The organism is Glutamicibacter sp. AOP38-B1-38, from assembly GCF_052377485.1.
Lineage (GTDB): Bacteria > Actinomycetota > Actinomycetes > Actinomycetales > Micrococcaceae > Glutamicibacter.
In genome coordinates, this window is the sequence record NZ_JBQSWU010000001.1 from 208,113 (window position 1) to 233,900 (window position 25,788).

Annotated in this window: 26 protein-coding genes and 6 tRNA genes; 10 read left to right on the plus strand and 22 right to left on the minus strand. The window is 63.9% G+C overall.

Annotation, left to right across the window (positions count from 1 at the left end):
* The first annotated feature begins 7 nt into the window (after positions 1–7).
* The 3 genes from ACT3TP_RS00900 (at position 8) to ACT3TP_RS00910 (ending at position 1,659) form a co-directional block, all read left to right on the plus strand.
* Positions 8–583: a DUF402 domain-containing protein gene (locus tag ACT3TP_RS00900; RefSeq protein ID WP_444618837.1), complete on the plus strand. Its 576-nt coding sequence runs from the start codon at positions 8–10 to the stop codon at positions 581–583.
* A 33-nt stretch (positions 584–616) separates the two neighbouring features.
* On the plus strand, positions 617–1,186 hold the full coding sequence (locus ACT3TP_RS00905) for a hypothetical protein (RefSeq protein WP_096286379.1): 570 nt from the start codon (positions 617–619) through the stop codon (positions 1,184–1,186).
* 137 nt (positions 1,187–1,323) lie between these two features.
* Positions 1,324–1,659: a hypothetical protein gene (locus ACT3TP_RS00910; protein ID WP_444618839.1), complete on the plus strand. Its 336-nt coding sequence runs from the start codon at positions 1,324–1,326 to the stop codon at positions 1,657–1,659.
* A 116-nt stretch (positions 1,660–1,775) separates the two neighbouring features.
* Here the strand turns inward: ACT3TP_RS00910 and argG are convergent, their stop codons facing one another.
* Positions 1,776–3,203, minus strand: coding sequence for an argininosuccinate synthase (gene argG / locus ACT3TP_RS00915; RefSeq protein ID WP_096286375.1), 1,428 nt, complete (start codon positions 3,201–3,203; stop codon positions 1,776–1,778).
* Between the two features lie 136 nt (positions 3,204–3,339).
* Here argG and ACT3TP_RS00920 point away from each other — a divergent pair, with 136 nt between their 5' ends.
* Positions 3,340–4,314: an aldo/keto reductase gene (locus ACT3TP_RS00920; RefSeq protein ID WP_096286509.1), complete on the plus strand. Its 975-nt coding sequence runs from the start codon at positions 3,340–3,342 to the stop codon at positions 4,312–4,314.
* Between the two features lie 91 nt (positions 4,315–4,405).
* On the opposite strand, the gene ACT3TP_RS00925 is transcribed toward ACT3TP_RS00920, so the two are convergent.
* The 10 genes from ACT3TP_RS00925 to msrB all read right to left on the minus strand — a co-directional run bounded on the left by ACT3TP_RS00925 (position 4,406) and on the right by msrB (position 14,823).
* On the minus strand, positions 4,406–4,882 hold the full coding sequence (locus ACT3TP_RS00925) for a QcrA and Rieske domain-containing protein (RefSeq protein ID WP_444615333.1): 477 nt from the start codon (positions 4,880–4,882) through the stop codon (positions 4,406–4,408).
* Positions 4,883–4,952: 70 nt separating this feature from the next.
* The gene (locus ACT3TP_RS00930; RefSeq protein ID WP_096286371.1) at positions 4,953–5,426 is read right to left on the minus strand and encodes a Rieske (2Fe-2S) protein; all 474 of its coding nucleotides are present in this window, start codon (positions 5,424–5,426) and stop codon (positions 4,953–4,955) included.
* 153 nt (positions 5,427–5,579) lie between these two features.
* On the minus strand, positions 5,580–7,694 hold the full coding sequence (locus ACT3TP_RS00935) for a 3-hydroxyacyl-CoA dehydrogenase NAD-binding domain-containing protein (protein WP_444618841.1): 2,115 nt from the start codon (positions 7,692–7,694) through the stop codon (positions 5,580–5,582).
* A gap of 10 nt (positions 7,695–7,704) precedes the next feature.
* Entirely contained in the window at positions 7,705–8,955 is a 1,251-nt protein-coding gene (locus ACT3TP_RS00940; protein ID WP_444618843.1) for a thiolase family protein, read from the minus strand.
* Positions 8,956–9,102: 147 nt separating this feature from the next.
* On the minus strand, positions 9,103–10,320 hold the full coding sequence (locus ACT3TP_RS00945; protein WP_444618845.1) for a ribonuclease D: 1,218 nt from the start codon (positions 10,318–10,320) through the stop codon (positions 9,103–9,105).
* A 34-nt stretch (positions 10,321–10,354) separates the two neighbouring features.
* Positions 10,355–10,996 (minus strand): DUF3000 domain-containing protein, encoded by a 642-nt coding sequence (locus ACT3TP_RS00950; protein ID WP_096286363.1) that lies wholly within the window; start codon positions 10,994–10,996, stop codon positions 10,355–10,357.
* Positions 10,997–11,051: 55 nt separating this feature from the next.
* Entirely contained in the window at positions 11,052–12,113 is a 1,062-nt protein-coding gene (locus ACT3TP_RS00955) for a threonine aldolase family protein (RefSeq protein WP_444618847.1), read from the minus strand.
* An 81-nt stretch (positions 12,114–12,194) separates the two neighbouring features.
* Positions 12,195–12,884, minus strand: coding sequence for an SDR family NAD(P)-dependent oxidoreductase (locus ACT3TP_RS00960; protein WP_444618849.1), 690 nt, complete (start codon positions 12,882–12,884; stop codon positions 12,195–12,197).
* Between the two features lie 10 nt (positions 12,885–12,894).
* Positions 12,895–14,268 carry a DUF6421 family protein gene (locus tag ACT3TP_RS00965; RefSeq protein WP_444618851.1) on the minus strand — a complete coding sequence of 458 codons (1,374 nt, stop codon included), beginning with the start codon at positions 14,266–14,268 and terminating at the stop codon, positions 12,895–12,897.
* 147 nt (positions 14,269–14,415) lie between these two features.
* The gene (gene msrB, locus ACT3TP_RS00970; protein WP_444618856.1) at positions 14,416–14,823 is read right to left on the minus strand and encodes a peptide-methionine (R)-S-oxide reductase MsrB; all 408 of its coding nucleotides are present in this window, start codon (positions 14,821–14,823) and stop codon (positions 14,416–14,418) included.
* Between the two features lie 62 nt (positions 14,824–14,885).
* On the opposite strand from msrB, the gene ACT3TP_RS00975 reads away from it, so the two are divergent.
* Positions 14,886–16,103, plus strand: coding sequence for an alpha/beta hydrolase family protein (locus ACT3TP_RS00975; RefSeq protein WP_444618858.1), 1,218 nt, complete (start codon positions 14,886–14,888; stop codon positions 16,101–16,103).
* Here the strand turns inward: ACT3TP_RS00975 and ACT3TP_RS00980 are convergent.
* From ACT3TP_RS00980 to ACT3TP_RS00990, 3 genes are read right to left on the minus strand one after another with little or no spacing between them, the layout of a single operon-like run.
* Positions 16,094–16,600, minus strand: coding sequence for an aminoacyl-tRNA deacylase (locus ACT3TP_RS00980; protein WP_444618860.1), 507 nt, complete (start codon positions 16,598–16,600; stop codon positions 16,094–16,096). The genes ACT3TP_RS00975 and ACT3TP_RS00980 overlap by 10 nt on opposite strands.
* 37 nt (positions 16,601–16,637) lie before the next feature.
* Positions 16,638–17,072, minus strand: coding sequence for a SufE family protein (locus ACT3TP_RS00985; RefSeq protein WP_096286349.1), 435 nt, complete (start codon positions 17,070–17,072; stop codon positions 16,638–16,640).
* A complete protein-coding gene (locus ACT3TP_RS00990; protein ID WP_444618862.1) occupies positions 17,069–17,983 on the minus strand; it encodes a sulfurtransferase in 915 nt (304 codons plus the stop codon). Before ACT3TP_RS00990 ends, ACT3TP_RS00985 begins: the two co-directional genes overlap by 4 nt.
* A 215-nt stretch (positions 17,984–18,198) precedes the next feature.
* Here ACT3TP_RS00990 and zapE point away from each other — a divergent pair, with 215 nt between their 5' ends.
* On the plus strand, positions 18,199–19,239 hold the full coding sequence (gene zapE / locus ACT3TP_RS00995; RefSeq protein WP_096286345.1) for a cell division protein ZapE: 1,041 nt from the start codon (positions 18,199–18,201) through the stop codon (positions 19,237–19,239).
* Between the two features lie 24 nt (positions 19,240–19,263).
* Here the strand turns inward: zapE and ACT3TP_RS01000 are convergent, their stop codons facing one another.
* From ACT3TP_RS01000 to ACT3TP_RS01035, 8 genes are all read right to left on the minus strand, one after another.
* Positions 19,264–20,451, minus strand: a complete 1,188-nt coding sequence (locus ACT3TP_RS01000; RefSeq protein ID WP_444618864.1) for a benzoate/H(+) symporter BenE family transporter — start codon at positions 20,449–20,451, stop codon at positions 19,264–19,266.
* A gap of 146 nt (positions 20,452–20,597) precedes the next feature.
* On the minus strand, positions 20,598–20,819 hold the full coding sequence (locus tag ACT3TP_RS01005; RefSeq protein ID WP_096286341.1) for an antitoxin: 222 nt from the start codon (positions 20,817–20,819) through the stop codon (positions 20,598–20,600).
* Between the two features lie 162 nt (positions 20,820–20,981).
* Positions 20,982–21,057, minus strand: a tRNA-Gly gene (locus tag ACT3TP_RS01010).
* A 27-nt stretch (positions 21,058–21,084) separates the two neighbouring features.
* Positions 21,085–21,156 (minus strand) — tRNA-Val (locus ACT3TP_RS01015).
* 54 nt (positions 21,157–21,210) lie between these two features.
* A tRNA-Gly gene (locus ACT3TP_RS01020) sits at positions 21,211–21,283 on the minus strand.
* A gap of 34 nt (positions 21,284–21,317) precedes the next feature.
* A tRNA-Val gene (locus tag ACT3TP_RS01025) sits at positions 21,318–21,389 on the minus strand.
* 23 nt (positions 21,390–21,412) lie between these two features.
* Positions 21,413–21,483: transfer RNA gene (locus tag ACT3TP_RS01030), tRNA-Cys, on the minus strand.
* A gap of 55 nt (positions 21,484–21,538) precedes the next feature.
* A tRNA-Gly gene (locus tag ACT3TP_RS01035) sits at positions 21,539–21,611 on the minus strand.
* Between the two features lie 194 nt (positions 21,612–21,805).
* Between ACT3TP_RS01035 and ACT3TP_RS01040 the strand changes: the two genes are divergently transcribed.
* From ACT3TP_RS01040 to ACT3TP_RS01055, 4 genes are all read left to right on the plus strand, one after another.
* Positions 21,806–22,651: a PD-(D/E)XK nuclease family protein gene (locus ACT3TP_RS01040; RefSeq protein ID WP_141393510.1), complete on the plus strand. Its 846-nt coding sequence runs from the start codon at positions 21,806–21,808 to the stop codon at positions 22,649–22,651.
* Between the two features lie 90 nt (positions 22,652–22,741).
* The gene (def, locus tag ACT3TP_RS01045; RefSeq protein WP_096285273.1) at positions 22,742–23,305 is read left to right on the plus strand and encodes a peptide deformylase; all 564 of its coding nucleotides are present in this window, start codon (positions 22,742–22,744) and stop codon (positions 23,303–23,305) included.
* A gap of 3 nt (positions 23,306–23,308) precedes the next feature.
* A complete protein-coding gene (gene fmt / locus ACT3TP_RS01050; protein WP_096285271.1) occupies positions 23,309–24,241 on the plus strand; it encodes a methionyl-tRNA formyltransferase in 933 nt (310 codons plus the stop codon).
* The gene (locus tag ACT3TP_RS01055) at positions 24,238–25,752 is read left to right on the plus strand and encodes an RsmB/NOP family class I SAM-dependent RNA methyltransferase (RefSeq protein ID WP_444615331.1); all 1,515 of its coding nucleotides are present in this window, start codon (positions 24,238–24,240) and stop codon (positions 25,750–25,752) included. The genes fmt and ACT3TP_RS01055 overlap by 4 nt, the downstream gene beginning before the upstream one ends.
* The last annotated feature ends 36 nt before the right edge of the window (positions 25,753–25,788 follow it).

Below are 25,788 nucleotides of genomic sequence, written 5' to 3' on the forward strand. Positions count from 1 at the left end.
CGGACCGATGCCATTCCCAACCGGGTTAACGCGGAACCCGGAATCGGTGGAATTCGGCTCGCTGATTGTCAGTCGCGCCTGGAAATACGACGGCAGCGCCCACTGGGTGGTCCCCGGTTTTTACCTGGGCTCCGATGAACACGGCCATTGGCTGCACCAGCCGGCCGGTTCCTTGGTCGCCAGACCCGGAACCGCGCATCTGGCGGCTACCGACGCGCTGTGCCTGATCCCGCACCGGGGTTACTGGGTAGCGACCCTGTATTCAGATGCGTCCGATGACTTTGATGTCTACATCGATCTGGCTACCTCCATCGGCTGGCAGCCACTGCGCCGCGGCGGGTGGGAAGTGAATTCCGTGGACATGGACCTCGACGTCATCCGATCGCGCACCCGCGGCACGTTCCTGGACGACGAAGACGAATTCGCGGAGCATGCGCTCAGCATGAAATATCCCGAGGAACTGCAGCGCCAGATGCGCGAAATCAGTGCCACGCTAATGCACGACGTCGCCGAGAACCTGCCGCCCTTCACCCACGCACACCGACAGATCTGGCTGGCCAAGGTCGCGGAACTCCCGCACTGAACCCAGCACCCAAACCTACCTAGAGGAAAAACGATGGCGATCATCCGCACCTACCGTCTTGACGAGAAGAACGAACTGCAGTTCCGCGAAGCCTGGTACCAGCAGTTTGAGGACGAGGAACTCGGACAGTTCGTGATCAACCACGGCACCGTCGGCCACATGTCAAAGACCAACGAGGTCCAAGATGTGAAGGCCGAACGCGCCGACGAACTCTTCGCCGGATTCCTGGCCACCTGCGCGGAGGACGGTTTCTCGGAGATCCCTACCGAGGAACAGAGCTGGGTAATCGTGCAGTACGCGCTGAAGACGGTGGAAGGCACCGAACGCGACCGCTACATGGAGAAGAAGGCGACCGAAGCACTGACCGGACACCTCGCCTGGCGGGGACTTGGCACCGTGGAATCCAGCGACTTCGCGCCGCGCAAGTTGAATATCCGGGTACTCTCACCGGCACCAAAGCTTGCCGTCGCGGCGGTCAAGGTGTGCATCCGTGACGCGAAGCTGGACTTCACCAAGATGAGCGTGGGCATCGCGCCCTATGACAACGTGGAGGCCGTCAAGATGGCTCACCCGATGCCGGCGAAACCATTCTCACTGAGCTAAAAGCGACGGGGCGGCACGCTGACCCGCGGTAGCTGCGCCCGCGAAAGCGATGGTGAAGCCAGACTTCTGCGCCATCGCCCCAGAGGGCCGGCCGCCACCCGATGGCGGCCGCACTAAGCACAAAGGACAAAGGACAAATGATTCCACAAGAGGATCGGGACGAATCCCCCGGAGCCACGCGCAAAACATCACAGATCGGGGCCACCCGAACACCACTTCACTTAGTGTTCCAAGCCTGCCTCGGTGTGATTGTTGGTATTGGCATTACCTCGCTGCTCGGCGAGGTTCCCGGTGCCCAGCTGGCCCTGGGCGGCGTCTTCGTGGTGCTTGCCGCGTGGATCGTTGAGCAAGGTTTCCGGCTGCCGGCCCCGACCACTAAGCCCGGATCGCGGATCCGTCTGGTCTTGCGCCTGGTTTCGCTGATCGGCTTCACAATCGCCGTCAGCCCGCTGCTGGCTCTGATCGAAGCATGAGCGCAGGCAGCTAGCCCCAACAGCAGGTTTTAGCATGCAGCGCAAAGCGCAAGAGCCGGCCGGAACAATCCCGCAAGGGAAAAGTTCCGGCCGGCTCTTTTGGCTTGCCGTGACGCTTAGTCGGTGCCGGAGTCGAACGCTGCGGACTCGATGGCGCGGTCCTGCGCCCGTCCGGAATCATCCACAGGCGAAGCGTCAACGATATCGTTGGCGCCGCCGTTCTCCAACGAGCCAACGAGCTTTGCGGTGGATCCGCCGACAAGGCCCATGCCAGCGTACTGTTCCAGGCGACCGCGCGAATCGGCGATGTCCAGGTTGCGCATGGTCAGCTGGCCGATGCGATCCAGTGGGCCGAAGGCTGCGTCGCCTACGCGCTCCATGGACAGCTTATCCGGGTGGTAGCTCAGGTTCTCGCCTTCGGTGTTCAAGATGGTGTAGTCGTCGCCGCGGCGCAGACGTACCGTCACGGTACCGGAGATGGCCGAGCCGACCCAACGCTGCAGCGCCTCGCGCAGCATCAGCGCCTGCGGGTCCAACCAGCGGCCTTCGTACATCAGGCGGCCCAGGCGGCGGCCTTCGTTGTGGTAGCTGGCCACGGTGTCTTCGTTGTGGATGGCGTTGACCAGGCGCTCGTAGGCGATGTGCAGCAGCGCCATGGCCGGAGCCTCGTAGATGCCGCGCGACTTCGCCTCGATGATGCGGTTTTCGATCTGGTCGCTCATGCCCAGTCCGTGACGTCCACCGATGATGTTTGCCTCGTTGACCAGGGCCACCGGATCGGTGTACTCCTTGCCATTGATGGCAACCGGACGGCCGGCGGAGAAGGTGACCGAAACATCCTCGGCCTTGACCTCTACGGATTCGTCCCAGTACTTCACGCCCATGATCGGCTCGACGGCCTCGAGGGAGGTGTCCAGCAGTTCCAGGGTCTTCGCCTCGTGGGTTGCACCCCAGATGTTGGCGTCGGTCGAGTAGGCCTTTTCGGCCGAGTCGCGGTAAGGGAAACCGTGCTCCTGCAGCCATTCGCTCATCTCCGAGCGTCCGCCGAGCTGAGCGACGAATGCCGGGTCAAGCCACGGCTTGTAGATGCGCAGCTTCGGGTTGGCCATCAGGCCGTAGCGGTAGAAGCGCTCGATGTCGTTGCCCTTGTAGGTCGAACCATCGCCCCACACGTCAACGCCGTCTTCGCGCATGGCGCGCACGAGCAGGGTGCCGGTGACCGCACGGCCCAGCGGGGTGGTGTTGAAGTAGGCTTTTCCGCCCGAGCGAATGTGGAAGGCACCGCAGGAAAGCGCGGCGAGGCCTTCTTCGACCAGAGCTGGCTTGCAATCGACCAGGCGAGAGGCTTCGGCGCCGTATTCCAGGGCGCGGTCCGGAACTGCATCGATATCCGGCTCGTCGTACTGGCCGAGATCGCCGGTGTAGGTGTACGGGATGGCGCCCTTGTCGCGCATCCAGGCAACTGCGACCGAAGTATCAAGGCCGCCGGAGAACGCGATACCTACGCGTTCGCCTACAGGGAGAGAGGTGAGGACTTTAGACATGTTTCCATCCTAATGGATAAATATGCAACACAGTGAATTGAGGCGTGAAATGTTCCGCACACCGTCCTACCCGATAGCCTATGGGTAAGTAGCCGTTGCGTGAAGCGGCCCCATGAAAACAATCAAAGAGGTGCTTATGGAATTTCGTCAGCTTGGCCACAGCGGCCTGAGTGTTTCCGTCGTCGGACTCGGTTGCAACAACTTGGGGCGCCCCGGAACCGCCACGGAATCCCAAGAGGGAACCGATGCGGTGATCCACGCCGCCCTCGACGCAGGAATCACCCTCTTCGACGTGGCCGACACCTATGGGCGCGAACCCGGATTGTCCGAAGAACGCCTGGGCAAGGCGTTGGGCACCGCCCGCAAGGACGTGGTCCTAGCGACAAAATTCGGCATGGATATGAAAGGCGTCAACGGGCGAGACTTTGCGGCTCGCGGCTCGCGGCGTTATATCGTCAACGCCGTGGAAGCCTCGCTGCGCCGGCTTGGCACCGACCATATCGACCTGTATCAATTCCACACCCCGGATGCGAAGACCCCGATCGAGGAAACCTTGCGTGCCCTGGATGACCTGGTCACCAGCGGCAAGGTGCGCTACCTCGGCCATTCCAATCGGTCCGGCTGGCAGATCGCCCAGGCAGAATATGTGGCCCGCGAGCTGGGAACGGAGCGATTCATCTCGGCGCAGAACCACTACAATCTGATCGACCGCCGGGCTGAACTGGAAGTGCTGCCCGCAGCCAAGGAGTTCGGGCTCGGAGTCCTTCCCTACTTCCCGCTGGCCAATGGATTGCTCACCGGAAAGTACGCCAAGGGCTCGGCGCCCCAGGGCAGCCGGTTGACCCATGCCCGCCAGCAGCTACTGGAAACCAGCGATTTCGAACAGCTGGAGAAGTTCTCCGCCTTTGCCGCCTACCGCGATCTGGCACCGGCCGAGCTGGCCTTCTGCTGGCTGGCTGCACAAGAGCCGGTGGCATCGGTGATCGCCGGTTCCACGCGTCCGGAGCAGGTCAAGGCCAACGCACACGCGATCCGGTGGGTGCCTACCACGGAGGAAAGCGCTGAAATCAACGCGATCTTCCCTAGCCCGCAAAAGGTTGCCCTGTTTTAGTGGAACACCGCCAAAGACGCGGAGCTAGGGTGCGCCGACCCAAGAAGGGATCGGCGCACCTTTGCTCCGTGAACTGTCAGCTGCCCGTGGTTCAGGAATCTTGCGGCGGGAAGACGAGGATATTCTCGCCCTCGATGGCCGCCGCGTAGCGAACTAGCGGACGCGGGGCCGGCCCACCGAGCACGGTACCGTCCTGGTAGGCATAGCGCGACCCGTGGCAGGGGCAATAGAAGTTCGCCTCATCGGTGTCCGTGCCGACCGCGCAACCTTGGTGGGTGCAGATATTCGAGTATGCCAGCACCGTGCTCGCGTCGGCGCGATAGAGCAAGACTCCTAGGTCCTTGCCGCTTGCTGGACCGCGCACGATCACTTCGGCCTTGCCGTTCTCGGGCAATTCTGCCGTGCCGAGCACAATTTGCCCTTCCCCGGTGGGGCTGGGCGCCTCGCTCGCCGAGATAGCGGGCTCGGAGGAGGATCCGCCGCTGCAGGCGGTGAGCGCAACGATGGTTCCTGCGGCACCGGCCGCCCCGAGCAAGTTGCGGCGCGTTGGTGGGATAGATCCATTCATAGGCCAATTGTTGCAGACGATGGACCGGCTGGCACTAGCCCAAGGGCATTTATTCGCCCGCCGCTCTTCGCTAGGCCTGGCCCAGATACACCACGATCTGCTCATCTTCGATGGTGCAGGCATAGCGAGGCAGGGCGGCAATGGCCGGACCGGCGGACACCGCACCGTCGGCGGGTTGGAAACGCGAGCCGTGGCAGGCGCAGTAGAAGTCATCTTTGGAAGATTTCGTAGTCACCGCACATCCTTGATGAGTGCAGATATTCGAGTAGGCATGCACGGTCTTCGCATCCTGGCGGAAAAGCAAGACGCCTATTTCTTCACCGGTAGCCGGGTCCTTCGCCACGACCTGAGCGCGGGATTTCTCGGGAAGGTCCGCCAATGGCAAGACGTTCTGCGCTTCGCCGGCTGGTTCGGGCACTTGCTCGGGCGTCGGATTCGGGGCGGCAGATTCTCCGTTGCCGCAGGCGGCGAGCAGGGCGCTGGATCCTAGCAGCGCGGAGGCGCACATCACCGTGCGGCGGGCTGGGCGTGCAAATTCGGTCATACCGGGATTCTCTCAGATGAACCTGTGCCATAGCTAAGCCGAAGATTTCTCTCGTCTCTAGTCAGCGCCGATTGCGTCCGGCAAGGACAACGCCCCGTGTTGCCAATGACTCCTTGGGGGAGTCAGCAACACGGGGCGTGAACTGCCGGAGTGCTAGGAATTGAATTTCTTCCCGTTCACCCGCTCGGAGGCTCCGACCTGATCCAGATACGGGGTGATCCCGCCCAGATGCATCGGCCAACCCGCACCGGTGATCATGCACAGATCAACGTCGGCGGCCTCGGCGACCACGCCTTCGGAAAGCAGCAGGCCGATTTCTTCAGCCAGCGCATCCTGCACCCGGGTGAGGATCTGATCCTTGGTCGACGGCTTGCCGCCGAAGCTCAGCAGCGCCTGGGCCGCGGGGTCCAGCATCGGCTGGCCGTTGCCGTCCTTGGCCCATAAGGTGGCGATCTTCGCGTCGACCAGTTTGCCCAGGTTCTCGGACACCGCGAATCGATCCCCGAAGGACGCGTTGAGCGATTCGTTGACGTGCTGCGCGACGGGCAGGCCAACCATGGACAGAAGCGTGAACGGCGTCATCGGCAGGCCCATGGGAGCCAGCGCGGTATCCGCGGTCTGCGCGTCGGTGCCTTCGTCGAACGCGGCCTGGACCTCGCTCATCAGCCGCAAGAGCACGCGGTTCACCACAAATGCCGTGGCGTCCTTGGTGCGCACCGTCGTCTTGCGCAGGTTCTTGCCCAGGGCGAAGGCGGTGGCTACGGTGGTTTCATTCGTCCACTGCGTCGCCGCGATTTCCAGCAACGGCATCACCGCTACCGGGTTGAAGAAGTGGAAACCGACAAGGCGTTCGGGATGCAATAGGTCCCGTCCCATCTCGGTGACCGAGAGCGAGGAGGTGTTCGTGGCCAGGATGCATTCGGGGGAGACTACCGCTTCCACCTCGGCGAAGACCTGCTTCTTGACAGTGAGTTCCTCGAAGACCGCCTCGATGACGAAGTCTGCATCGGCGAACACCTCCTTGGTGACCGAACCGGAGACCAAGGCCTTGGCGCGGTTGACCGCGTCCTGGCTCATCCGTCCCTTGGCGTGCAACTTGTCGATCTCACCGTGAATGTAGGCCAAGCCCTTGTCGATGCGTGACTGATCCAGATCGGTGATGATCACCGGAACGTTCAACTTACGCACGAAGAGCAATGCCAGCTGGCTGGCCATGAGGCCCGCACCGACCACGCCGACCTTGGTAACCGGTCGGGCGAGCTTGGCATCGGGTGCTCCGGCCGGGCGCTTGCCGCGCTTTTGCACCAGCTCGAGGAAGGCATACACGGTGTTTTTGAACTGGTTGGTGGCCATCAGCTCGGTGAGTGCCTGGATTTCCAGTTCGGCCGATTCCTTTTGGGTGAGCTTCAAACCCTGGCGGAAGACTTCGAGCACCTTGTAGGGCGCGGGGGCGGCCCCGGAAAGCTTCGCGTCGACAAACTGTTCGGCCTTGTCTGCCGCCTGCAGCCAGCGTCGGGCTACCTCTGGATCGCTGGGGTCTACCGAATTCTCTCGTTTGACCTCGATGTCGCCGCTGAGCACTCCGTCTGCGAACGCGACCGAGCGCTCGATGAAGTCGGCGGGCTCGAATAATGCATCGGCCACACCGAGTTTGTAGGCCGCCGGGCCGGAGAGCGTGCGGTTGTTGTTCAGCGGGTTCTCCACCATGACCTTCAACGCGTTTTCTGGTCCGATGAGCCGCGGCAGTCGGTAGACGCCGGCCCATCCAGGGATCAGGCCCAGGAAGGCTTCGGGCAGCCCCAGCGCTCCGGCTGCGGTGCTCACCGTGCGGTAGGTGCAGGCCAGCGCGATTTCCAGGCCGCCACCTAGGGCAAGCCCGTTGGTGAACGCAAAGGTCGGCACGCCTAGATCTGCGAGCAATGCGTAGGCTCGGTGTCCGAGGGTCGCCATCGCGGTCGCCTGCTCCGGTGCGGAGAGCCGGGTGACCGCCGAGAGGTCGGCGCCGGCGATGAGGAAGTAGGGTTTGCCGGTGATGGCCAGTCCGTGGATTTCCCCGGACTTGGCGCGGGCCGCCTGCTTTTCGAGCGCGGCGTGCAGCTCCAGCAGGCCGTTGGGGCCCAGCGTGGTGGGTTTCTTATGGTCCAACCCGTTGTCCAGGGTGAGCAGTACCAGGGTTTTGCCGCTCGGTAGGGCTACATCCTTGGTGAACGAGTGGGTGATCGTTTCATCGTGCATGAGTTCGGCTACGGCCGAAAAGTCCTGAGTCATTTCTTGCTCCCTAAGCCTTTGCGCCAAATTCTGGGTGGTTTGGATTCTCCCAAATCACCGTGCCACCCATGCCGAGGCCGATGCACATGGTGGTAATTCCGTAACGCACCGTGTGGTCCTCTTCGAACTGGCGGGCCAACTGAGTCATCAGGCGCACGCCCGAGGAAGCCAGCGGATGGCCAACGGCGATCGCCCCGCCGTAGCGGTTCACCCGCTCATCGTCTTGTGCGATGTCGTAGAAGTCGAGGAAGGAGAGCACCTGCACGGCGAAGGCCTCGTTGATTTCGAACAGTCCGATATCGGTGATGCCCAAGCCGGCCTTGGCCAGCGCCTTTTCGGTGGCCGGAACGGGGCCGTATCCCATGACATCGGGCTCCACCCCGGCGAAGGCGAAGGAAACCATGCGCATCTTCGGGGTCAGTCCCAGCTCACGCACCGCCGCGCCGCTGGCGAGCATAGCCGCGGTGGCGCCGTCGTTCAGTCCCGCCGCGTTGCCGGCGGTCACCCGGCCGTGGGCACGGAATGGGGTGCGCAGTTCGGCTAGCGATTCCAAGCTGGTGCCCGGCCGCGGTGGTTCATCAACGGTGTTGACCGCCCAGCCTTCGCCCGGCCGCTTCGCGGAGACCGCCACGAGATCCGGCTGGATCTGGTTGTTCTCATAGGCGCGAGCCAGTTTGTTTTGCGAGGCTACCGCGTAGCTGTCGGCGCGTTCCTTGGTGATTTCCGGAAAGCGGTCGTGCAGGTTCTCCGCGGTGTTGCCCATGTTCAGGGCCTGCGGATCGACGATCTTCTCGGAGAGGAAGCGCGGGTTCGGATCCGCGCCCTCACCCATGGGGTGGTTTCCCATATGTTCGACGCCGCCGGCGATGGCCACGTCGTAGGAGCCGAAGGCGATGCCGCCGGCCAGCGAGGTCACCGCCGTCATGGCGCCCGCGCACATCCGGTCGATGGCGAATCCGGGCACCGACTTGGGGATCCCGGAGAGCAGGCCCACGGTGCGCCCGATGGTCAGTCCCTGGTCGCCGGTCTGGGTGGTGGCCGCCATGGCGATCTCATCGATCTTCTCGGCGGGAATTTCCGGGTTGCGGCGAAGGAGGCCACGGACCGCCTTGACCGCGAGGTCATCGGCGCGGGTGCCGTGGTAGATTCCCTTCTCGCCTGCCTTGCCGAAGGGGGTGCGTACCCCGTCGATGAAGACGACATCGCGGTCGTCGAGCGAGGTGTGCGCGTTTCCGGGCACGGTCGAGGTGTTGACACTCACCGTCGGGCTCCTTGGGGTAGTTTCAGGCTGCCCCGAGAACCGGGGCAGTGGCCAGCATCACTGTGACCTAAACCATACGTTACTCATGAGTAACTTGAAGTGCAAGTGCTGGTTCCACCCTCCGGGGCCCGCTAGTGCTATTTTGCGCTAGCCGCGCAGCGCCTGGGCGAGTTTTGCGCTGAGCAGATCGCGTTGCCAGGGGCGCGCACCGAGTTCTTCCAACGCGGCATCGATCGATCCGGCGCTGTATATGGCCGGGGGATTCCAGCACAGCGCACGCAAGAACTTCGGGGTCAGAAGATTTTCTCCCGGAATGTTCCATTCTTCGCTGACTTCCGAAAGCACTTCTCGAGCAGCCGTCAGCCGGATCGCGGCCTGCGGGTTCTTCTCGCCCCACAGGCGCGCATTCGGCAGTTCCGAACCGCCGGACCGCAGGTCTGGGAGGTCCGTGGAATTTCGCCCACGCTGCATCGCATCCAGCCAGCGCGGGGCGTCGCGCTTGGCGCTGCGTCCGTGGAAGCCGGAAATCTGCAGCAATGCGGGGACGCTGTTCGGCCGGTGGTCGACGGCTGCCATAATCGCAGAGTCTGGCAGCAAGCGGCCCGGAGCCACATCACGGGATTGGGCCAGGGTCTCGCGGGACTGCCACAGCTCACGAGCCACCGCGAGATTGCGCCGGTTTTTGATCTTATGGATTCCGGAGAGCTTGCGCCAAGCTTCCGGTGGGGCCACCGGGTCCGGCAGCTGGCGGACGTACTCGAATTCCTGGGCGGCGAATTCCATTTTGCCCTGCTCCTCAAGCAGCTCGGAAATCTTTTCGCGCAGTTCGAAGAGCACCTCGACGTCCAGCGCCGCGTAATTCAGCCAAGACTCCGGCAGCGGCCGGGTGGACCAGTCCACCGCCGAGTGCTCCTTGGCCAGCTGCAGTCCAAGCAGTTCGCCGACCATGGTACCCAGGGCCACGCGGGGGAAGCCGGCTAAGCGTCCGGCCAGTTCGGTGTCGAATAGACCGGTGGGGGAGAGGCCCGCGTCGTGCAGGCAGGGCAGATCTTGGGTGGCCGCGTGCAGGATCCACGGCAGTTCGTTCATGAGTTCCAGCAGCGGGTCCAGCGAGTCGAGGCTCTCCGGGTCGATCAGCCAGGTGCTTGCGCCTTCGCGGCGGATCTGGATGAGGAAGGCGCGTCGTCCATAGCGGAATCCGCTGGAGCGTTCGGTATCGACTGCCAGGTCCCCGGTGCCAGCGCGCAGTGCGCGCACCGCTCGATTCAGCGCCGCCGCGGTGTTGATGACTTCCGGAATGCCGTCTCTCGGGGCGGTCAGTGGGGTCAGGGTTGGCTGGTCTGCGGCTGGCTCTGAAGTAGTCATGGTCCTTCTATTCTAGGACCGATGGCGCGTAATTTTAGCTTAGGCGACGGTGCGGCAGCTGCTGCACGCCCTCGGGAAGCGGCGGCATGCCGGCAAAAGTGCACACCATATCGGCCCAAGCGCTCAGGTGCGCCCCGAGCTCCTCGCTCTGTTGCGGGGTCCAAGAAGCGCGCAGTTCGATGTCGATATGGTCTTGCTCGCCTTCCAAATTGCCAAAGGATTCTGAGATGACCCGCGTGGCGGTGCCACCGGCCGAATGGTGGGATGCCTGGCGTTCACGCAAGGCATCTTCAAGCCAGCTCCAGGCAACCGAGGCCAGCATCGAGTCCTGGCCCATTTCGTGATCCAGGCGTGCCCGGATGTAGCTCACGACGCGGAACTGGCCGCCCCATAATTCCTGGCCCGCAGGGTCGAAGAGCAACACGAAGCGTCCGGTCGCCAGCGGGGCTTCGGGCTGCAAAAATGGGGTGCGCGTGTACTCCTGGCCGTGTTCTCCGTGGCCGGGCCCAGAGCCTTCGAGCACATCACCGCTGAGCGCCAAGGCGAACGGTGCCAGCCGTGCTGGTGCGGGGATTTCGGTGATCTTCAATTCCTTGCGAACGGCGGCATGCGAAAGTTCGCCCAGGGCCTTGGAAAACGCCGGTGGGATAGCTGCAGTTGCACGATCGTTGGTCACAGGTCGAGTCTAAAACGCGCCGCACCGCGGTGGCGGTACGGCGCGCCGAGGCGGCTCAAGCGGCGCGGTAGGCAGCCAGCAACTCGCGAAGTTTTGCGGTGAATGCGCTGACATCTTCCTCGGTGGTGTCGAAGGAGCACATCCAACGCACATGGCCTGCTGAGCGGTCCCAATCGTAGAAGCGGAAGTGCTCACGCAGCTGATCGGAAACCTCGGTGGGCAACTGCGCGAAAACTCCGTTGGCCTGGGGCGGGTAAACCAGTTCTACGCCGTCGATCTCTTCGACGGCGGAAGCCAGCTTTGCAGCCATCGCATTTGAATGCCCGGCCAATTCGCGCCACAGCCCGGTCCCGTAGAGTTCGAGCAATTGCGCTGAGATGAAACGCATCTTGCTGCCAAGCTGCATGTTCATCTTGCGCAGGTACTTCAGATCTTGGGCCAACGCGGGATCAAGGGTCAAGATCCCTTCGCCAAGCAGCAACCCGTTCTTGGTGCCGCCGAGCGAGACGATGTCGACCCCGACGTCGGTGGTCAGCTCCCGCAACTCGACACCGAGCGCGGCAGCCGCGTTGCCTAGGCGTGAACCATCCAGGTGGACTTTCATGCCCAGTTTGTGGGCGTGCTCGGTGATGGCTCGAATTTCATCCGGGGTGTAGATCGTGCCTAATTCTGTGCCCTGGGTGATCGATACCGCCAGCGGCTGTGCCCGGTGCTCATCGCCCCAACCCCAGGCCTCCTGATCGATCAGTTCGGCGGTGAGCTTGCCATCGGCGGAGTCGACCTGCAACAGCTTAAAACCGCCGACGCGTTCCGGCGCGCCGTTCTCATCAACATTGATATGCGCGGTGCTCGCGCAGATCACCGCACCCCAGCGGGGCAGCAGGGACTGCAGGGCGGTGACATTTGCGCCGGTGCCGTTGAAGACCGGGAAGATCGCAGCCTGCGCACCGAACAGTTCTCCCGCCATCGCGTCCAGCGCGGCGGTGTATTCGTCATCTCCGTAGGCGCTCTGGTGCCCGCCATTGGCGCGGGTAATTGCCTGGAGGATGCGTGGGTGCACCCCGGAGTAGTTGTCGGAGGCGAATCCGCGCACCGCAGGGTCGTGGCTAAAAGTCATGAGATTTTTGGTCCTTCGTAATGGTACTGAGGAGGTGATGTGCCCAGTGGAAAACGCTACACCAGCTGCGCCAAATCGCGTTTAGGCCTGGGCCAGCGGTAGTCGCTGTCCGTTGTGCCCGAGCGCCGCGGCGTCCAGAAGCTGCACCGCTGCCTGGGCGACGGTGTCGACGGAGGTATGCCCTGTCGGAATCTCACCGACAGACTTGTCGCTCAGTGCCTTGACAACCCAACTCAGGGCGGCTGCCTGCGGGGCCTGCTTGCTGAATAGCCGGGCGATCGCATTGATCCAGTGCTCGGCGGCGGCCTTCACCGCACCGTAGTTCGCGTTCGACGGGGTCGGATTCGTCACCGCCTGGGCGCTGATGATGGCCAGCCGTCCGGCCTCCGAAGCCACCAGGTCATCAACGAAGGCGCGGGTGGTGTTGCGCAGCGTGGTCAACACGTTGGTGTGCAAGAAGTCCCAGTCGGAGTCTGTCTGCCCGGTGATCGACTTGCCGCCGCGCCAGCCGCCGACCAGATGCAGCAGCACATCGATCTGGCCGTGCTGTGCATGGACCTGCTCGGCCAAGTCGTTGACCGCTTGGCGGTCGGCCAGGTCGCATTCGTAGCGTGCGGTGGCGAATCCAAGGCGTTCGTCCAGGCGTGCGGCGTTGCTGCCGACCACCAGCACTCGCGCCCCGGCGTTGAGGAGTTGGCGTGCCGTTGCGACCCCGGCGGCCGAGGTGGCCCCGGCGATCAGCACCAGCTGATTTTTCTGTACTTTGCTCACGGTATCGATCCTAGATGCTGGTGGCGCCGGTCATGCCGCGGGTGGACTCGATCACCGCCGCCATTTTTTTGTTCAACGCCTCGTAGAACATCGACAGGGGGAACTCATCGTCCAGCACCTGATCGGTGATTTCGCGCAGTGGCGCGTTCAGCGGCAAGGCTTCGGGGCCCTTGGCCCACGCCGAGGCCGGGTTCGGGGTGACGGTGGCGGAGACCAGCTCATAGGCCGCCAGCCAATGGGCGAGCTTCGGGCGGTCAATGGACTTCCAGTACAGTTCGTCGATCGCATCCCCCAAGGCTGCAACCACCTCGGGTACCTGATCCCAGTCGATGCTCAACTTGGTGTCGGTCCAGTGCAGCACGTGGTGCTGGTGCATCCAGGCGAAGAGCAGCTGCCCGCCCAGTCCGTCGTAGTTGCGCACGCGGTTGCCCGTGATGGCGAAGCGGAAGATCCGGTCGAAAATGACCGCGTACTGCACCAGCTTCGCGGTCTGTGCTGCCTTCGGATCGCTTGCCGGGTCCGCGGCGATCTTCATGGATTCGCGGAAAGCCGTCAGGTCGCAGCGCAGCTCTTCGAGCGAGTAGAGGAAAAACGGCATGCGCTGCTTGATCATGAATGGGTCAAAGGGCAGGTCCCCGCGCATGTGCGTGCGATCGTGGATCAGATCCCACATGATGAAGGTTTCTTCGGTCAGCTGCTGGTCGGTGAGCAGCTGCGCCGCATCGGCGGGCAGCTGCAGGTTGGTGATCGCCGCAGCTTCCTTGAGCACCTTGCGGAAGCGGGCCGCCTCGCGGTCCTGGAAGATGGCGCCCCAGGTGAAGGAGGGGGTTTCGCGGATGGCGACCGATTCGGGGAAGAGCACCGCGGAATTGGTGTCGTAGCCGGCGGTGAAATCGATGAAACGCAGCGGCACGAACAGCGCGTTGGAGTAGCTGCCCGCCTCCAGCTGCGCGATGAAGTCAGGCCAGATGACCTGCACCAGCACGGCTTCGAGGTGCCGGTTGGTCGAGCCGTTCTGCGTGTACATCGGGAAGAGCACCAGGTGCAACAGCCCGTCTTCACGCTGGGTCTGCGGCTGGAATTCGAGCAGCGCATCCAGGAAGTCCGGTGCGCCGAAGCCGCTGGCTTCCCACTTTTTCAGATCTGCGATCAGCACCTGCAGGTACGTCGCGTCATGGGGGAAATGCGGCAGCAGGTCATCAATGGCCGCGACGATAGTGCCGATCAGTTCGCCGGCGCGTGGGCGCATCACGGCCTCGGCGAGGGAGCCGTCCTTGGACTGCAGGCTCTGGAATTCACTGGCTGACGCCTTCAGTGCCAGCCATGCCTCATGGGTGGTCAGCATCTGTGCGGTTGCCTGTGGGTTGTGGGAGATCTGGGTCATCGTGGGGCACCTCTGCAAGTTCTTTGGTCGTTTGCTTCGCTTAGCTATCACGCTACGCCCAAAGAACAGAATTAGTGTTGCTCAGTCATTCATGACTAAGTATCCCTAATGCTTGATGTGAGGTGCACCCCACGACGGTCAGAGCTCTTAGCCCTCCGTTTCGCGCAACGAAAGGCTCAACGAATTCATGCAGAAGCGCAGGTCCGTTGGCGTCTTAAAACCTTCCCCCTCAAACACGTGACCCATATGCGAATCGCAATTCGCGCACCGCACCTCAACGCGTTTCATGCCCATCGACTCGTCGGTAATGTAGCGCACCCGATCCTCGGCCAACGGTGCATAGAATGAGGGCCACCCGCAGCTGGCATCGAACTTCGTGCTGCTTGCGAACAGCTCCGCCCCGCAGGCGCGGCAGGCATACACGCCCTCGGTCGTGGTATCCCAGTACTCGCCCGTAAAGGGGCGTTCGGTTCCGGCCTGGCGCAAGACATGGAACTCCTGCGGGGAGAGGATCTGCTGCCAGTCGATTTCGGTCTTCTTCGATTCTTCGCTCATACTGATGCAAACGAATTGCGTCGCTAGATGATTCCCGAGAGCGCATTTGAGAGTATGGGGTCATGGCCCGGAACATTGTTGAAACCTTAGAACCGCGCAAAACGGTGCCCGCGACGCTGATCGGCGTGGGCCTAGGCGTTGCGGCCGGCTCGCTGCTGGCCGCGAGCGTTTCCGCGCTGGCCGGGTATTTTGCCCGGCGCGTGGTCACTCCCGAAGAACGCCGCACCGGCAACGCGGTGATCCGCGAGATCGTGACCGACGCGGAAGGCCAGCTCTGGCTGCACTTCCTCAAAGATGCGGACACCGCCGATCCTGGCGGGTGCACGCTGATCTCCGAGGCCGATACCTGTGCCGCCCGGCTCTCGGCGCCCCGCGCGGTGCCCGGCAAGCCGCGGCTGATCGCCCGCAAACTGGAGCATATCTACCGCGGGAGCCTGGACGGGGTGCGCCGCGGCTACCTCTCCGGCGCGATCTACGAACGTCCCGAAGACCTGGGCATCGCCGCGCAGGATATCGACCTGGAGCTGGCAGGCGGCCCGGGACCAGCCTGGCTGGTGCCGGGCACCAGCCACAAGAACCTGTGGGTGATCGGGGTGCACGGGCGCGGGGCCCGGCGCAACGAAACCATCCGCGCGCTGCCGGTGCTCACCGAGATCGGCGCCACGGTCCTGCTGATGAGCTACCGCAATGACGGGCTCGCCCCGAATGCGGCCGATGGCCGCTACGGGCTGGGGGATACCGAATGGCACGACGTGCAAACCGCCGTGCACTACGCCCGCGAGCACGGGGCCACGCAGATCGTCTTGCTCGGCTGGTCCATGGGCGGGGCGATCAGCCTGCAAACCGCGGACCGCTCCGAGCTAGCCCGGTACATCGATTCGCTGATGCTCGTCGGCCCGGTGATCAACTGGGTGGATGTGATCTCCCACCAGGCGCGGCTCAATAAGATCCCGCAGACGGTGGGGCTCTTCGCCGGCTGGCTGCTGACCAACCGGGCCGGACGCTGGGTCACCGGGCTCGCGGCCCCGGTGAACCTCAAGCGGCTGAATTGGGTGGAGCGGGCCAGCGAACTGAAGCACCCGACGCTGATCATGCACAGCCAGGACGACCAATTCGTCCCCTACGGACCTAGCCTGAAACTGGCTGCGCTGCGCCCGGACCTGGTCACCCTGCGGGTCTTCTCCGGGGCTGGGCATACCCGCGAGCCCAATAGCGACCCACAGGGATTTGCCGCCGCGATCCGCGATTTCCTCACCGAACGCCTGGCCGCTCAGCGCTGAGTGGAGATCGGCGCCAGCAGCGCGCCGAGGGCCTTCACCGCATCCTGCGGGCGCAGCTGCAGGCTGAAGCCGCGCCGCCCGCCGGAAATGAAGATGCTCTCGAAGCGCTGCGCACCGGCATCGAGCACGGTCGGCGAGCTCTGCCGCTGGCCGAAGGGGGAAATCCCGCCGAGCACATAGCCCGAACGGCGCTGCGCGGCCGCCTTATCGGCCAGCTGCGCCTTCTTCTTGCCCAGCGCCGCGCCCACCGCCTTCAGATCCAAGGCCGCATCCACCGCCACGATCGCCACCGCCAACTCCAAGCTGGCATTCGCGCCGGTGGAGACCATCAGCGTTTTGAACACCCGATCCCCGCCGACGCCCAGCGCCGCGGCGGCCTGCGCGCCATAGCCCTCGGCCGAATCGCCCGGGCTGTAGCTGTGCGCCACATAATCGATGCCCGCCGCGTCCAGCGCGAGCGTTGCCGGGGTGGAGGCACCCTTCGATTTCTTCGCCATTTTCCTGTTCTTTCGCTGGGCGCCGAGTCCCGCGCGGCTACGCGGCCAGCTGTTCGGAGACCTGGCGCTTAATCCGGGCGAGCATCGCGGTCATCCCGCGCATCCGCAACGGCGACAACGCCCGGGACAGGCCAAGCAGCGCCGGCATATCCTCGGGAACCGCCAGGATCTCGGCGGCCGGGCAGCCATCCAGGCCGGCGGCCAGCACCGAGGCGAACCCGCGGGTGGTCGGCGCCTCGGGCGGCGCGGAGAAGAACAGGTTCACCACCCGGTCGGCGTCGACCTCGACGATCAGGAACAGCGGCGACTGGCACTCCACCACCTGCTCGAATAGTTCCGGGTGCTCGGCCAAACGCGTGGGCAGCTCGGGCAGCTCGCGGGAGAAGTCCAGCAGCAGTTCCAGCCGATCGGCCTCCGGAACCTCGGTGAACTCCTCGACGATCTCGGCCAGCGCCGGAGTCAGCGCGCTCATGCGCGGGCCCCGCGCTTGGCAGGCAGTGCGCCGGCAGCTTCGCCGCGGACGATCGGCACGCCCACCGCGTTGCCCCACTCGGTCCACGAACCGTCGTAGTTGCGCACGGTCTCAAAGCCCAATAGGTGCTTGAGCACGAACCAGGTGTGGCTCGAACGCTCACCGATGCGGCAGTAGGCAACCACCTCATCGCCCGGCTTCAAGCCGGCCTCGTCCAGGTAGATGGCTTCCAGCTCCGCACGCGGCTTGAAAGTTCCATCGGCCGCCGCGGCCCTGCCCCAAGGCACCGAGGCGGCGGTGGGGATATGCCCGCCGCGCATTGCGCCCTCTTCGGGGTAGTTGGGCATGTGGGTGCGTTCGCCGGTGTATTCCTCCGGGGAGCGCACGTCGATCAGCGGGCTGCCCAGGTGCTCCAGCACCTGCGGCAGGTAAGCTCGAATCACCGAATCGTCGCGTTCGACCACCGGGTAGTCGGTGGCCACCACCGCGGGCTTCTCGGTGGAGAGCTCGCGGCCCTCGGCGATCCACTTATCGCGGCCGCCATCGAGCAGGCGCACGTCTTCGTGGCCGAACAGGGTGAACACCCACAAGGCGTAGGCAGCCCACCAGTTGGACTTGTCGCCGTAGAGCACCACCGTGGTCTCGCGGCCAATGCCCTTCGCAGCCATCAGCGCGGCAAAGTCCGCCCCTTCGACGTAGTCGCGGGTGACCTCATCGTTCAGCTCGGTGAACCAATCGATCTTCAGGGCGCCGGGGATATGGCCGGTGGAGTACAGCAAGATGTCTTCGTTGGATTCGAGCACCACCAGGTTCTCGGCCCCCAGATTCTCGGCCAGCCAGCCGGTGGAGACCAGCCGTTCGGGGTGGGCATACTGTGCGTAACTCGGGTTGTGCTCAACAGGCAGCGACATGCGCGATCACGTTCCTCATAGTTCGGTTTCTGGCCGACGCGCGAAGCGGCGGCCGCATTCTCACCTTCTAGCCTAGTCCCCGAGGCCGCGCATTCGTGTGGGGTGCGACATTCTTCTCCATTTTCGCGTCCCCGCCAAGGTAAACTGGCCGATGGGCCAAGGCAGCGGCCCCGCATCATCACCCGCACCTCAACCTAAAGGACACCTTCGAACGCATGGCCAAGATCATCCACCTGACACAGACCACACCGAACCTTTCGGTCGATGAACTGTTGGCCGGCTTCCACCCGTCCTACCGTTTCGGCGAGGTGTCCTTCGATACCTACCGCCCGGACCCGAACCAGCCCTCGCAGGCCGAAGCGGTCACCAAGCTGAGCAATTTCGCTCAAACCGTGGGCAAGAACAACGGCGGCGGCCTGTTCTCCAAGCTCTTCGGCAAGAAAACGGCCACCAAGAACGGCTACTACCTCGACGGGGGCTTCGGGGTGGGCAAAACCCACCTGCTCGCCTCGCTCTGGCATGCCAGCCCCGGCCCGAAGGCCTTCGGCACCTTCGTGGAATACACCAACCTGGTCGGCGCGCTTTCCTTCCGCCGCACCGTCGACGTGCTCAGCGAGTACAAGCTGGTGTGCATCGATGAATTCGAGCTCGACGATCCGGGGGACACCGTGCTGATGTCCCGGCTGATGCGCGAGCTCTCCGATGCCGGAGTGAAGCTCGCCGCCACCTCCAACACCCTGCCCGGGGCCCTCGGCGAGGGCCGCTTCGCGGCGGTGGACTTCCAGCGCGAAATCAAAACCCTCTCCGAGCAGTTCGACGTGCACCGCGTGGACGGGGTGGACTTCCGCCACCGTGGCCTGCCCGATGCGCCGGCGCCCCTGGAAGACGAGACCATCGAGGACTTCGCGGCCGAACGCTATGCGGATCAGACTCTCGCGGTTGATGATTTCGCCGAGCTGGTCGCCCACCTGCACAAGGTCCACCCCTCGCGCTACCGCCAGCTGCTGGCGGAAACCGACGCACTGGTGCTGCACAATGTGGACACCATCACCGATCAGTCGGTCGCGCTGCGCTTCGTGGTGCTCGCGGACCGGCTGTATGACAAGGACGTGCCGATCATCGCCTCGGGCAAGCCGTTCAGCGAGCTGTTCACCGACGAAATGATGTCCGGCGGCTACCAGAAGAAGTACTACCGCGCGGTCTCCCGGCTGACCGCCCTGGCCCGCGAGGGGCAGGCCGGCGAGCCGGCCCTCTAAACGCCGCACGCTGCACCAGCAAATTCATCGTCGAGCCCCGCGCTCGACGATGAAGTGCGTTAACAGCCCGGCGACCAGCGCCCAAAATGCGCCGCCGATGCCAAAGAGCGTGAGATTGCCTGCGGCCACCAAGACGGTGACCAGTGCGCTCAGCCGCCAGGACGGATCGGCCACCGCCCCGAGGAGCGAATTGCCCAGCGTAGCCAGCAGGGCCAAGCCCGCCGCCGCCTGGAACAGCCCCTCCGGCGAGGCGCTGGCCACGGAGACGATCAGTGCGCTGAGCGCGGCGAAAATGAGATAGAACACCCCGGAACTGGTGGCCGCCCGCCAGCGCCGCGAGGCGTCCGCTCCGGCCTGCTCGCCGGCCGCGAGCGCCGCGGTAATCGCCGCAAGATTAATTGCATGCCCGCCAAAGAAGGCGCCGAGGGAGGAACCTGCCCCGGTGACCAGCATCGAGGAGCGCCAGGGCAGTGCATAGCCGAAGGACCCGAGCACCGCGACCCCCGGAATATTCTGCGAGGCCATGGTCACGATGAACAGCGGCACGCTGATGCTCGCGATCGCCTGCCAGGAAAATTCGGGGGAGACCCATTCCAAGTGCGGCAGCAGCTCAAGCTGGCCCCACAAGCCGGCGCGTCCAATATGCCACAGCCCAAAACCGAGCGCAGCGAGCATGCTCAATGCGACGGCGAACTTGGGCAGCAGCCGCAGGCCGAGGAAAAACACCAGCAGGATTCCCAGCGCCGGGACCGGAATCGTGCCCAGAGCGGTAAAAGGCGTCAGGCACAGCGGAATCAGCACGCCGGCGAGCATGCCTTGCGCGATCGGTACCGGTATGCGCGTGAGCATCCGATGCAGCACCGGAATCAGTCCGGAGAGCATGATCATCACGCCACCGACGATGAACGCGCCCACCGCCTGGGCAAAGCCGAATGCCCCGGGAGCCAGCGCGGCGAGCATCGCCGCACCGGGGGTGGACCACGCAATGCTGATCGGCACGCGGTGGCGCAGGGAAAGCACGATGGTGCTCAGGCCCACGCATAGGCAGAGGATCAGCAAACCGGAGGCCGCCTGCCCAACGGTTGCGCCCACCTGGAATAACCCCGCCAGCACCACCGCGAAGGACGCAACAAATCCCACCATGGTGGTGATCAAACCGGCGATGATCGCCTGGGTGATGCCGTCGGCCTGGACCGCTGTGCTTCGAGTCATACTCATTTTCTACAGGCTGCGGCTGCCCCTGCGGTAATCGCCGCACGTCACGGCCCGCAGATGACGTTAAAACCAGAAAGGCACCGACCAGCGGCCGGTGCCTTTCAAGGATGCTCGGGCAAGGCCAAAGCAAAATCACAAGGGGATTAGCCCTCGTTGTTCTCGCCTTCGTTTTCCCCGGCGTTGCCACCGAGTCCACCTAGGAAGTCTCCGGCGCCCTGCTGGACCCCGTCAACCTGATCAGCGAACTTGCCACCGGTCTTGTCGTCGACAAAGTCGCCGGCCTTTTCGATGCCTTCGGAAACCTGATCCGGGTTCTGCTTTGCGAATTCCTCTGCCTTGCCACGCAGATCATCAAATCCTGCCATGCTGCACCTCCATTCGACGGTGGGAACCCCTTTAGCTCCACAACTGGTCTCCACACTAAAACGAAACTCCCGGTCAGGGAAGAGTTGAGGTATTCCCGGGCGTGTTGTTCATCTGGAAGTTAAACAAAAATGGGAATCACTTGGAGTGATTCCCATTTTTTATGGAGCGGTCAACGAGGTTCGAACTCGCGACCTCAACCTTGGCAAGGTTGCGCTCTACCAGCTGAGCTATGACCGCATGAATACCGGTAAAACCGTTATTCAGTGCGCGATACTGGGATCGAACCAGTGACCTCTTCCGTGTCAGGGAAGCGCGCTACCGCTGCGCCAATCGCGCCGAAGGATTCCGAAGAATCTCGACAGAAAACAAAGTGAAACTCTGATTTCTCAGAGCGGACAACGAGGTTCGAACTCGCGACCTCAACCTTGGCAAGGTTGCGCTCTACCAGCTGAGCTATGTCCGCATATTTGAGTTTTGGTCCGAAAACCAGAACTCCGTGCGCGATACTGGGATCGAACCAGTGACCTCTTCCGTGTCAGGGAAGCGCGCTACCGCTGCGCCAATCGCGCAAAAAGATTTTTACCTCTTTGCGAGGTGGGGACGGGATTCGAACCCGCGTAAACGGCTTTGCAGGCCGCTGCCTCGCCTCTCGGCCACCCCACCATACTCGGCCGAAGCCGAGGTGACTAATTTTACTTAGTCGATGAATCTTTCTGCGAGCGGACAACGAGGTTCGAACTCGCGACCTCAACCTTGGCAAGGTTGCGCTCTACCAGCTGAGCTATGTCCGCAAAAAGTGCTTGTTTTCGCGCCGTTTCCGTTCGCTCCAACGAGTAAAAACTCTATACGAGTTTCCGCAAGCTGCCAAATCGAGAGCGTGAGATCTGGTTCACAAGCCCGGAAACCCGCGGAACTACGCGGAAAATTAGTTATTCTCGTGCGGACTAGGAGCAAAGCGTCCGCCGCCCGTGCCATGATCGTGTGCATGACGTCACCAAAACTTGCGATTCAAACCGATCTAGGACGAATGTACAGCCGTCAGGTGGGAGCAGAAGCCACAGTCCCGTCGATCACCACGGTGATCGGCATGGACAAAATGGATCTTTCTGGTTGGGCCGGATATATGGCCGCCAAGTCCCTCTCTGAAGATCAGCGTTTGTCCGATGCGTTGTCGCAACCGGGCAAGATGCGTTCCCTGGTGCGCGACTCCGCGGCCGCCGCAGAGCGCTATCGCGATGCCGCCGCCGACCGTGGGGACCGCGTGCATAACTACGCCGAACATTTTGCGTTGCGCGCGCTGGGCAAGTCCGATGAGCTAGCTGCTGCGCGCTCGGCCCTCGAGACCAACGACGAGCTGGGCTTCGCGGCGCATTTCGAAAAATGGTGGGAGCAATACCAGGTGGAACCGCTGGCAACCGAGGTGACCGTCTGGAACGAAAGCGTAGGTTATGCCGGAACCATCGACCTGGTCGCCCGCATCGGTGGCAAGGTGTGCCTGCTGGATTACAAAACGAAGGGCACCGATCGCCAGGGGTTGGTGAAAACCCCAGACGACAAAGTCATCATGCAACTTGCTGCCGCGGCCAAAGCCGAAGAGCACGTGGTGGATGCCGAGGCGGGCAGCTGGGAGCCCTGGCCCTACGGCACCGATTCGATGCTTCTCGCGGTGGCCCTCGGGCAGGGCGGTACCCGGACTTTCATGGCGCCTCCGGCCGCCTTGCCCGATTATTGGTCCAAGTTCTATGCGCTGCGCCGCAATTGGGAGGCGCAGTTCAAAATCTCCAAGGCACGAGCCGCGCTGGTCGAGATCACCCCGCCACCTCATGCCTAGAAGCCCGGCGCACCGTAGACTGGTGTGGTTAGTGTCGGTCCGCCCGAGACTGAACGATAGTTGACCAACCGAGAGGGAGCCACACGTACCATGGCGATTTTGGGAATTCGGATCATCGGCGATCCCGTTCTACGCACACCAGCGCAGGAGGTGACCGAGTTTGGACCGGAAATCCAAAAGCTGGTCGACGACATGGATCAGACCATGGAAAACGTTGACGGTGCAGGCCTAGCCGCGCCTCAGGTCGGGGTCTCGCTGCGCGTGTTCACCTACCAAATCGGCAAGCAGCGCGGACATATCATCAATCCGGTGCTCGAACTGAGCGAGGACTTCCAGCCCGACGAAATCGAAGGCTGCCTCTCGATCCCGGGTATTTCCGCTCCGGTGCCGCGCCGCCGCCAGGTGGTTGCCACCGGCTTGGACAAGTTCGGAAAACCGGTCCGCATCGCCGGCGAAGGGATGCTGGCGCGCTGCGTACAGCATGAGACCGATCACCTCGACGGCATCCTCTTCCTGGACCGCTTGGCCCCCGAAGAGAAGAAAGCCGCCTGGCGCACCTTGCGCGCCGGCAACTACGAACAGACAGCCACCGCCACCGTGGCGCAACGCGCAGGATTCCTCGGATCCAGCTTCGGCGCCGGAATGGGGAACTAACCCATGCGCATCCTCTTCGCCGGCACCCCGCAGGTTGCCGTCACCTCGCTGGACCACCTGCACGCGGCCGGTTTCGACATCGCCGCCGTGCTGACCCGCCCCGACGCCCCGCTGGGGCGCAAACGCGTGCTCACCGCCTCGCCGGTCGCCGCCCGCGCCGAGCAGCTGGGCCTGCCCACGATCAAATCGAATAAGATCGACGCCGAGGTCACCGGGCAGCTGGCGGAGCTCAACCTGGACGCCGCAGCCATCGTCGCCTTCGGCGGGCTGGTTCCGGCCGCCGCGCTGAACGTGCCCAAACACGGTTGGATCAATCTGCACTTCTCGCTGCTGCCCGATTGGCGCGGTGCCGCCCCGGTGCAGCACTCGATCATCCATGGCGATGACATCACCGGCGCGGTGACCTTCCAGCTGGAAACCGGGCTGGATACCGGACCGGTCTTCGGGCAGGTCACCGAGCGGATCGGCGAGCTGGACACCGCCGGGATCATGCTCGATCGGCTCAGCGAATCCGGTTCCACCTTGCTGGTGCAGACCCTGCAGGCCCTTGACGCGGGCCAGGGACTGGCGATACCGCAAAGCGGCTCGCACACCTACGCACCGAAAATCACCGACGTCGACGCGCAGCTGGACTTCACCCGCACGGCCACCGAAATCCGGCGCCGCGCCCATGGCACCAGTCCCTTTCCGGGCGCCTGGGCCATCGCGGATCAGGCACGCTACAAATTCGGCCCGCTGCGGGAGCGGCGCGAGATGACCGAGCTGGCACCCGGCGAGGTGCACATCGAACCGGGCAAGCACCCGGTGGTCTACGTGGGCACCAGCACCTGGGCGCTGGAACTTTCAACTATCCAGCCTCCAGGCAAAAAAATGATGAACGCCTCCGACTGGGCTCGCGGCGTATTGACCCAGGGAACGAAAGTGAGCTTCGCATGAGCGGGCACGAACCAATAAACGAACCACGACGCAACGAGGCCGGACGCACCCGCAACCGCGGCCAGGGCGACCGCCCGCGCCAGTACAGCCAGTCAGCCCCCGGCCAGCGCAAGCGCGCGGCCGATCCGGCCCGGCTGGTGGCCTTCAAGGTATTGCGCGAGGTCTCCGCCAAGGACGCCTATGCCAACCTGGTCCTGCCCAAGATGATCCGCGAGCACCAGCTGGAAAAGCGCGATGCGGGTTTCGCCACCGAACTCGCCTACGGCGCGCTGCGCTCCCAGGGGTTCTACGACGCAATCCTCGCCACCCTGGTGGACCGCCCGCTGGCCGAGCTGGACCCGGCGATCCTCGACGCCCTGCGCCTGGGCGCCCACCAGCTGCTGGCCATGCGCGTGCCCAAGCATGCTGCGCTCGATGAGACCGTGTCGCTGGCCCGCGCACAGATCGGCGCCGGGCCCTCCGGGCTGATCAACGCGGTGCTGCGCAAGGTGAGCGTGAAAGAACCCGAAGAGTGGATCGCGCTGCTGACCGCCGCAGCGGGCAGCGAGTCCGAAAAGCTGTCGATCGAGCATTCCCACCCGGACTGGATCGTCCGCGCCCTGCGCGGCGCGCTCATCGCCCACGGACGGGATGCCGCCGAGCTGCCCGAGCTGCTCCAGGCGGATAACCTGGCTCCGGTGGTCAACCTGGTCGCGCTGCCCGGGCTGGGCACCCTGGAGGCCGCCCTCGAAGCCGGCGCCGAGCCGGGCACCGTGGTCGAGGACTCGGCCACCTACAAGCACGGGGACGTGGCCCGCGTGCCCGGAGTGCGCGAAGGAACCGTGCGCGTGCAGGACGCCGGAAGCCAGCTGGTGGCCCGCGCACTGGCCGCGGTGGAGCTCCCGGTGGCCGGCGAAGACAAGTACTGGCTGGATCTGTGCGCCGGCCCCGGCGGCAAGGCCGCGCTGCTCGGCGCGCTGGCGGTGCAGCGCGACGCGCGGCTGACGGCGAACGAACCCACCGAACACCGTGCACGGCTGGTCGAGCAGTCGATGTCCGCGGTTCCCGGGGACTACTGGATGGTCACCACCAAGGACGGCCGCGAGTTCGGCACCGCCGACTTCGCCGGAGACTACGACCGGATCATGGTCGATGCCCCCTGCTCCGGGCTCGGTGCGCTGCGCCGCCGCCCGGAATCGCGTTGGCGCAAACAGCCACGGGACATCCCGGAGCTGACCAGCCTGCAAGGCGAACTGCTTGCCGCCGCCTTCAACGCGGTCCGCGTCGGCGGGGTCATCGGATTTGTGACCTGCTCGCCGCATATGGCCGAAACCCGGCTGGTGGTCGAAGATTTCCTCAAGTCGAATCCCGCCGCCACGCTGCTGGACACCGGAGCCGCGGTGTCCGCCGTGGCCCTGGACGGCACTCCCGCCGCCGGGCACGAGCTGGCCGGCGGCAGCACCGCCCAGCTGTGGCCGCATATCCACGGCACCGACGCCATGTTCATGGCGATCATCACCAAAAGCGCGTAGCCCGCGCACCGAAATCCAGCGTCCCATCCCAAGGAG

Coding starts and splice junctions, on each gene's coding strand:
- ACT3TP_RS01040 (WP_141393510.1), top strand. CDS start 21,806: ATGACGTCACCAAAACTTGCGATTCAAACCGATCTAGGACGAATGTAC.
- ACT3TP_RS00920 (WP_096286509.1), top strand. CDS start 3,340: ATGGAATTTCGTCAGCTTGGCCACAGCGGCCTGAGTGTTTCCGTCGTC.
- msrB (WP_444618856.1), bottom strand. CDS start 14,823: ATGAGCGAAGAATCGAAGAAGACCGAAATCGACTGGCAGCAGATCCTC.
- ACT3TP_RS00975 (WP_444618858.1), top strand. CDS start 14,886: ATGGCCCGGAACATTGTTGAAACCTTAGAACCGCGCAAAACGGTGCCC.
- ACT3TP_RS00935 (WP_444618841.1), bottom strand. CDS start 7,694: ATGACTCAGGACTTTTCGGCCGTAGCCGAACTCATGCACGATGAAACG.
- fmt (WP_096285271.1), top strand. CDS start 23,309: ATGCGCATCCTCTTCGCCGGCACCCCGCAGGTTGCCGTCACCTCGCTG.
- ACT3TP_RS00910 (WP_444618839.1), top strand. CDS start 1,324: ATGATTCCACAAGAGGATCGGGACGAATCCCCCGGAGCCACGCGCAAA.
- ACT3TP_RS00980 (WP_444618860.1), bottom strand. CDS start 16,600: ATGGCGAAGAAATCGAAGGGTGCCTCCACCCCGGCAACGCTCGCGCTG.
- ACT3TP_RS01055 (WP_444615331.1), top strand. CDS start 24,238: ATGAGCGGGCACGAACCAATAAACGAACCACGACGCAACGAGGCCGGA.
- ACT3TP_RS00990 (WP_444618862.1), bottom strand. CDS start 17,983: ATGTCGCTGCCTGTTGAGCACAACCCGAGTTACGCACAGTATGCCCAC.
- ACT3TP_RS00905 (WP_096286379.1), top strand. CDS start 617: ATGGCGATCATCCGCACCTACCGTCTTGACGAGAAGAACGAACTGCAG.
- def (WP_096285273.1), top strand. CDS start 22,742: ATGGCGATTTTGGGAATTCGGATCATCGGCGATCCCGTTCTACGCACA.
- ACT3TP_RS00945 (WP_444618845.1), bottom strand. CDS start 10,320: ATGACTACTTCAGAGCCAGCCGCAGACCAGCCAACCCTGACCCCACTG.
- ACT3TP_RS01005 (WP_096286341.1), bottom strand. CDS start 20,819: ATGGCAGGATTTGATGATCTGCGTGGCAAGGCAGAGGAATTCGCAAAG.
- ACT3TP_RS00985 (WP_096286349.1), bottom strand. CDS start 17,072: ATGAGCGCGCTGACTCCGGCGCTGGCCGAGATCGTCGAGGAGTTCACC.
- ACT3TP_RS00965 (WP_444618851.1), bottom strand. CDS start 14,268: ATGACCCAGATCTCCCACAACCCACAGGCAACCGCACAGATGCTGACC.
- ACT3TP_RS00930 (WP_096286371.1), bottom strand. CDS start 5,426: ATGACCGAATTTGCACGCCCAGCCCGCCGCACGGTGATGTGCGCCTCC.
- argG (WP_096286375.1), bottom strand. CDS start 3,203: ATGTCTAAAGTCCTCACCTCTCTCCCTGTAGGCGAACGCGTAGGTATC.
- zapE (WP_096286345.1), top strand. CDS start 18,199: ATGGCCAAGATCATCCACCTGACACAGACCACACCGAACCTTTCGGTC.
- ACT3TP_RS00955 (WP_444618847.1), bottom strand. CDS start 12,113: ATGACTTTTAGCCACGACCCTGCGGTGCGCGGATTCGCCTCCGACAAC.
- ACT3TP_RS00925 (WP_444615333.1), bottom strand. CDS start 4,882: ATGAATGGATCTATCCCACCAACGCGCCGCAACTTGCTCGGGGCGGCC.
- ACT3TP_RS00900 (WP_444618837.1), top strand. CDS start 8: ATGCCATTCCCAACCGGGTTAACGCGGAACCCGGAATCGGTGGAATTC.
- ACT3TP_RS01000 (WP_444618864.1), bottom strand. CDS start 20,451: ATGACTCGAAGCACAGCGGTCCAGGCCGACGGCATCACCCAGGCGATC.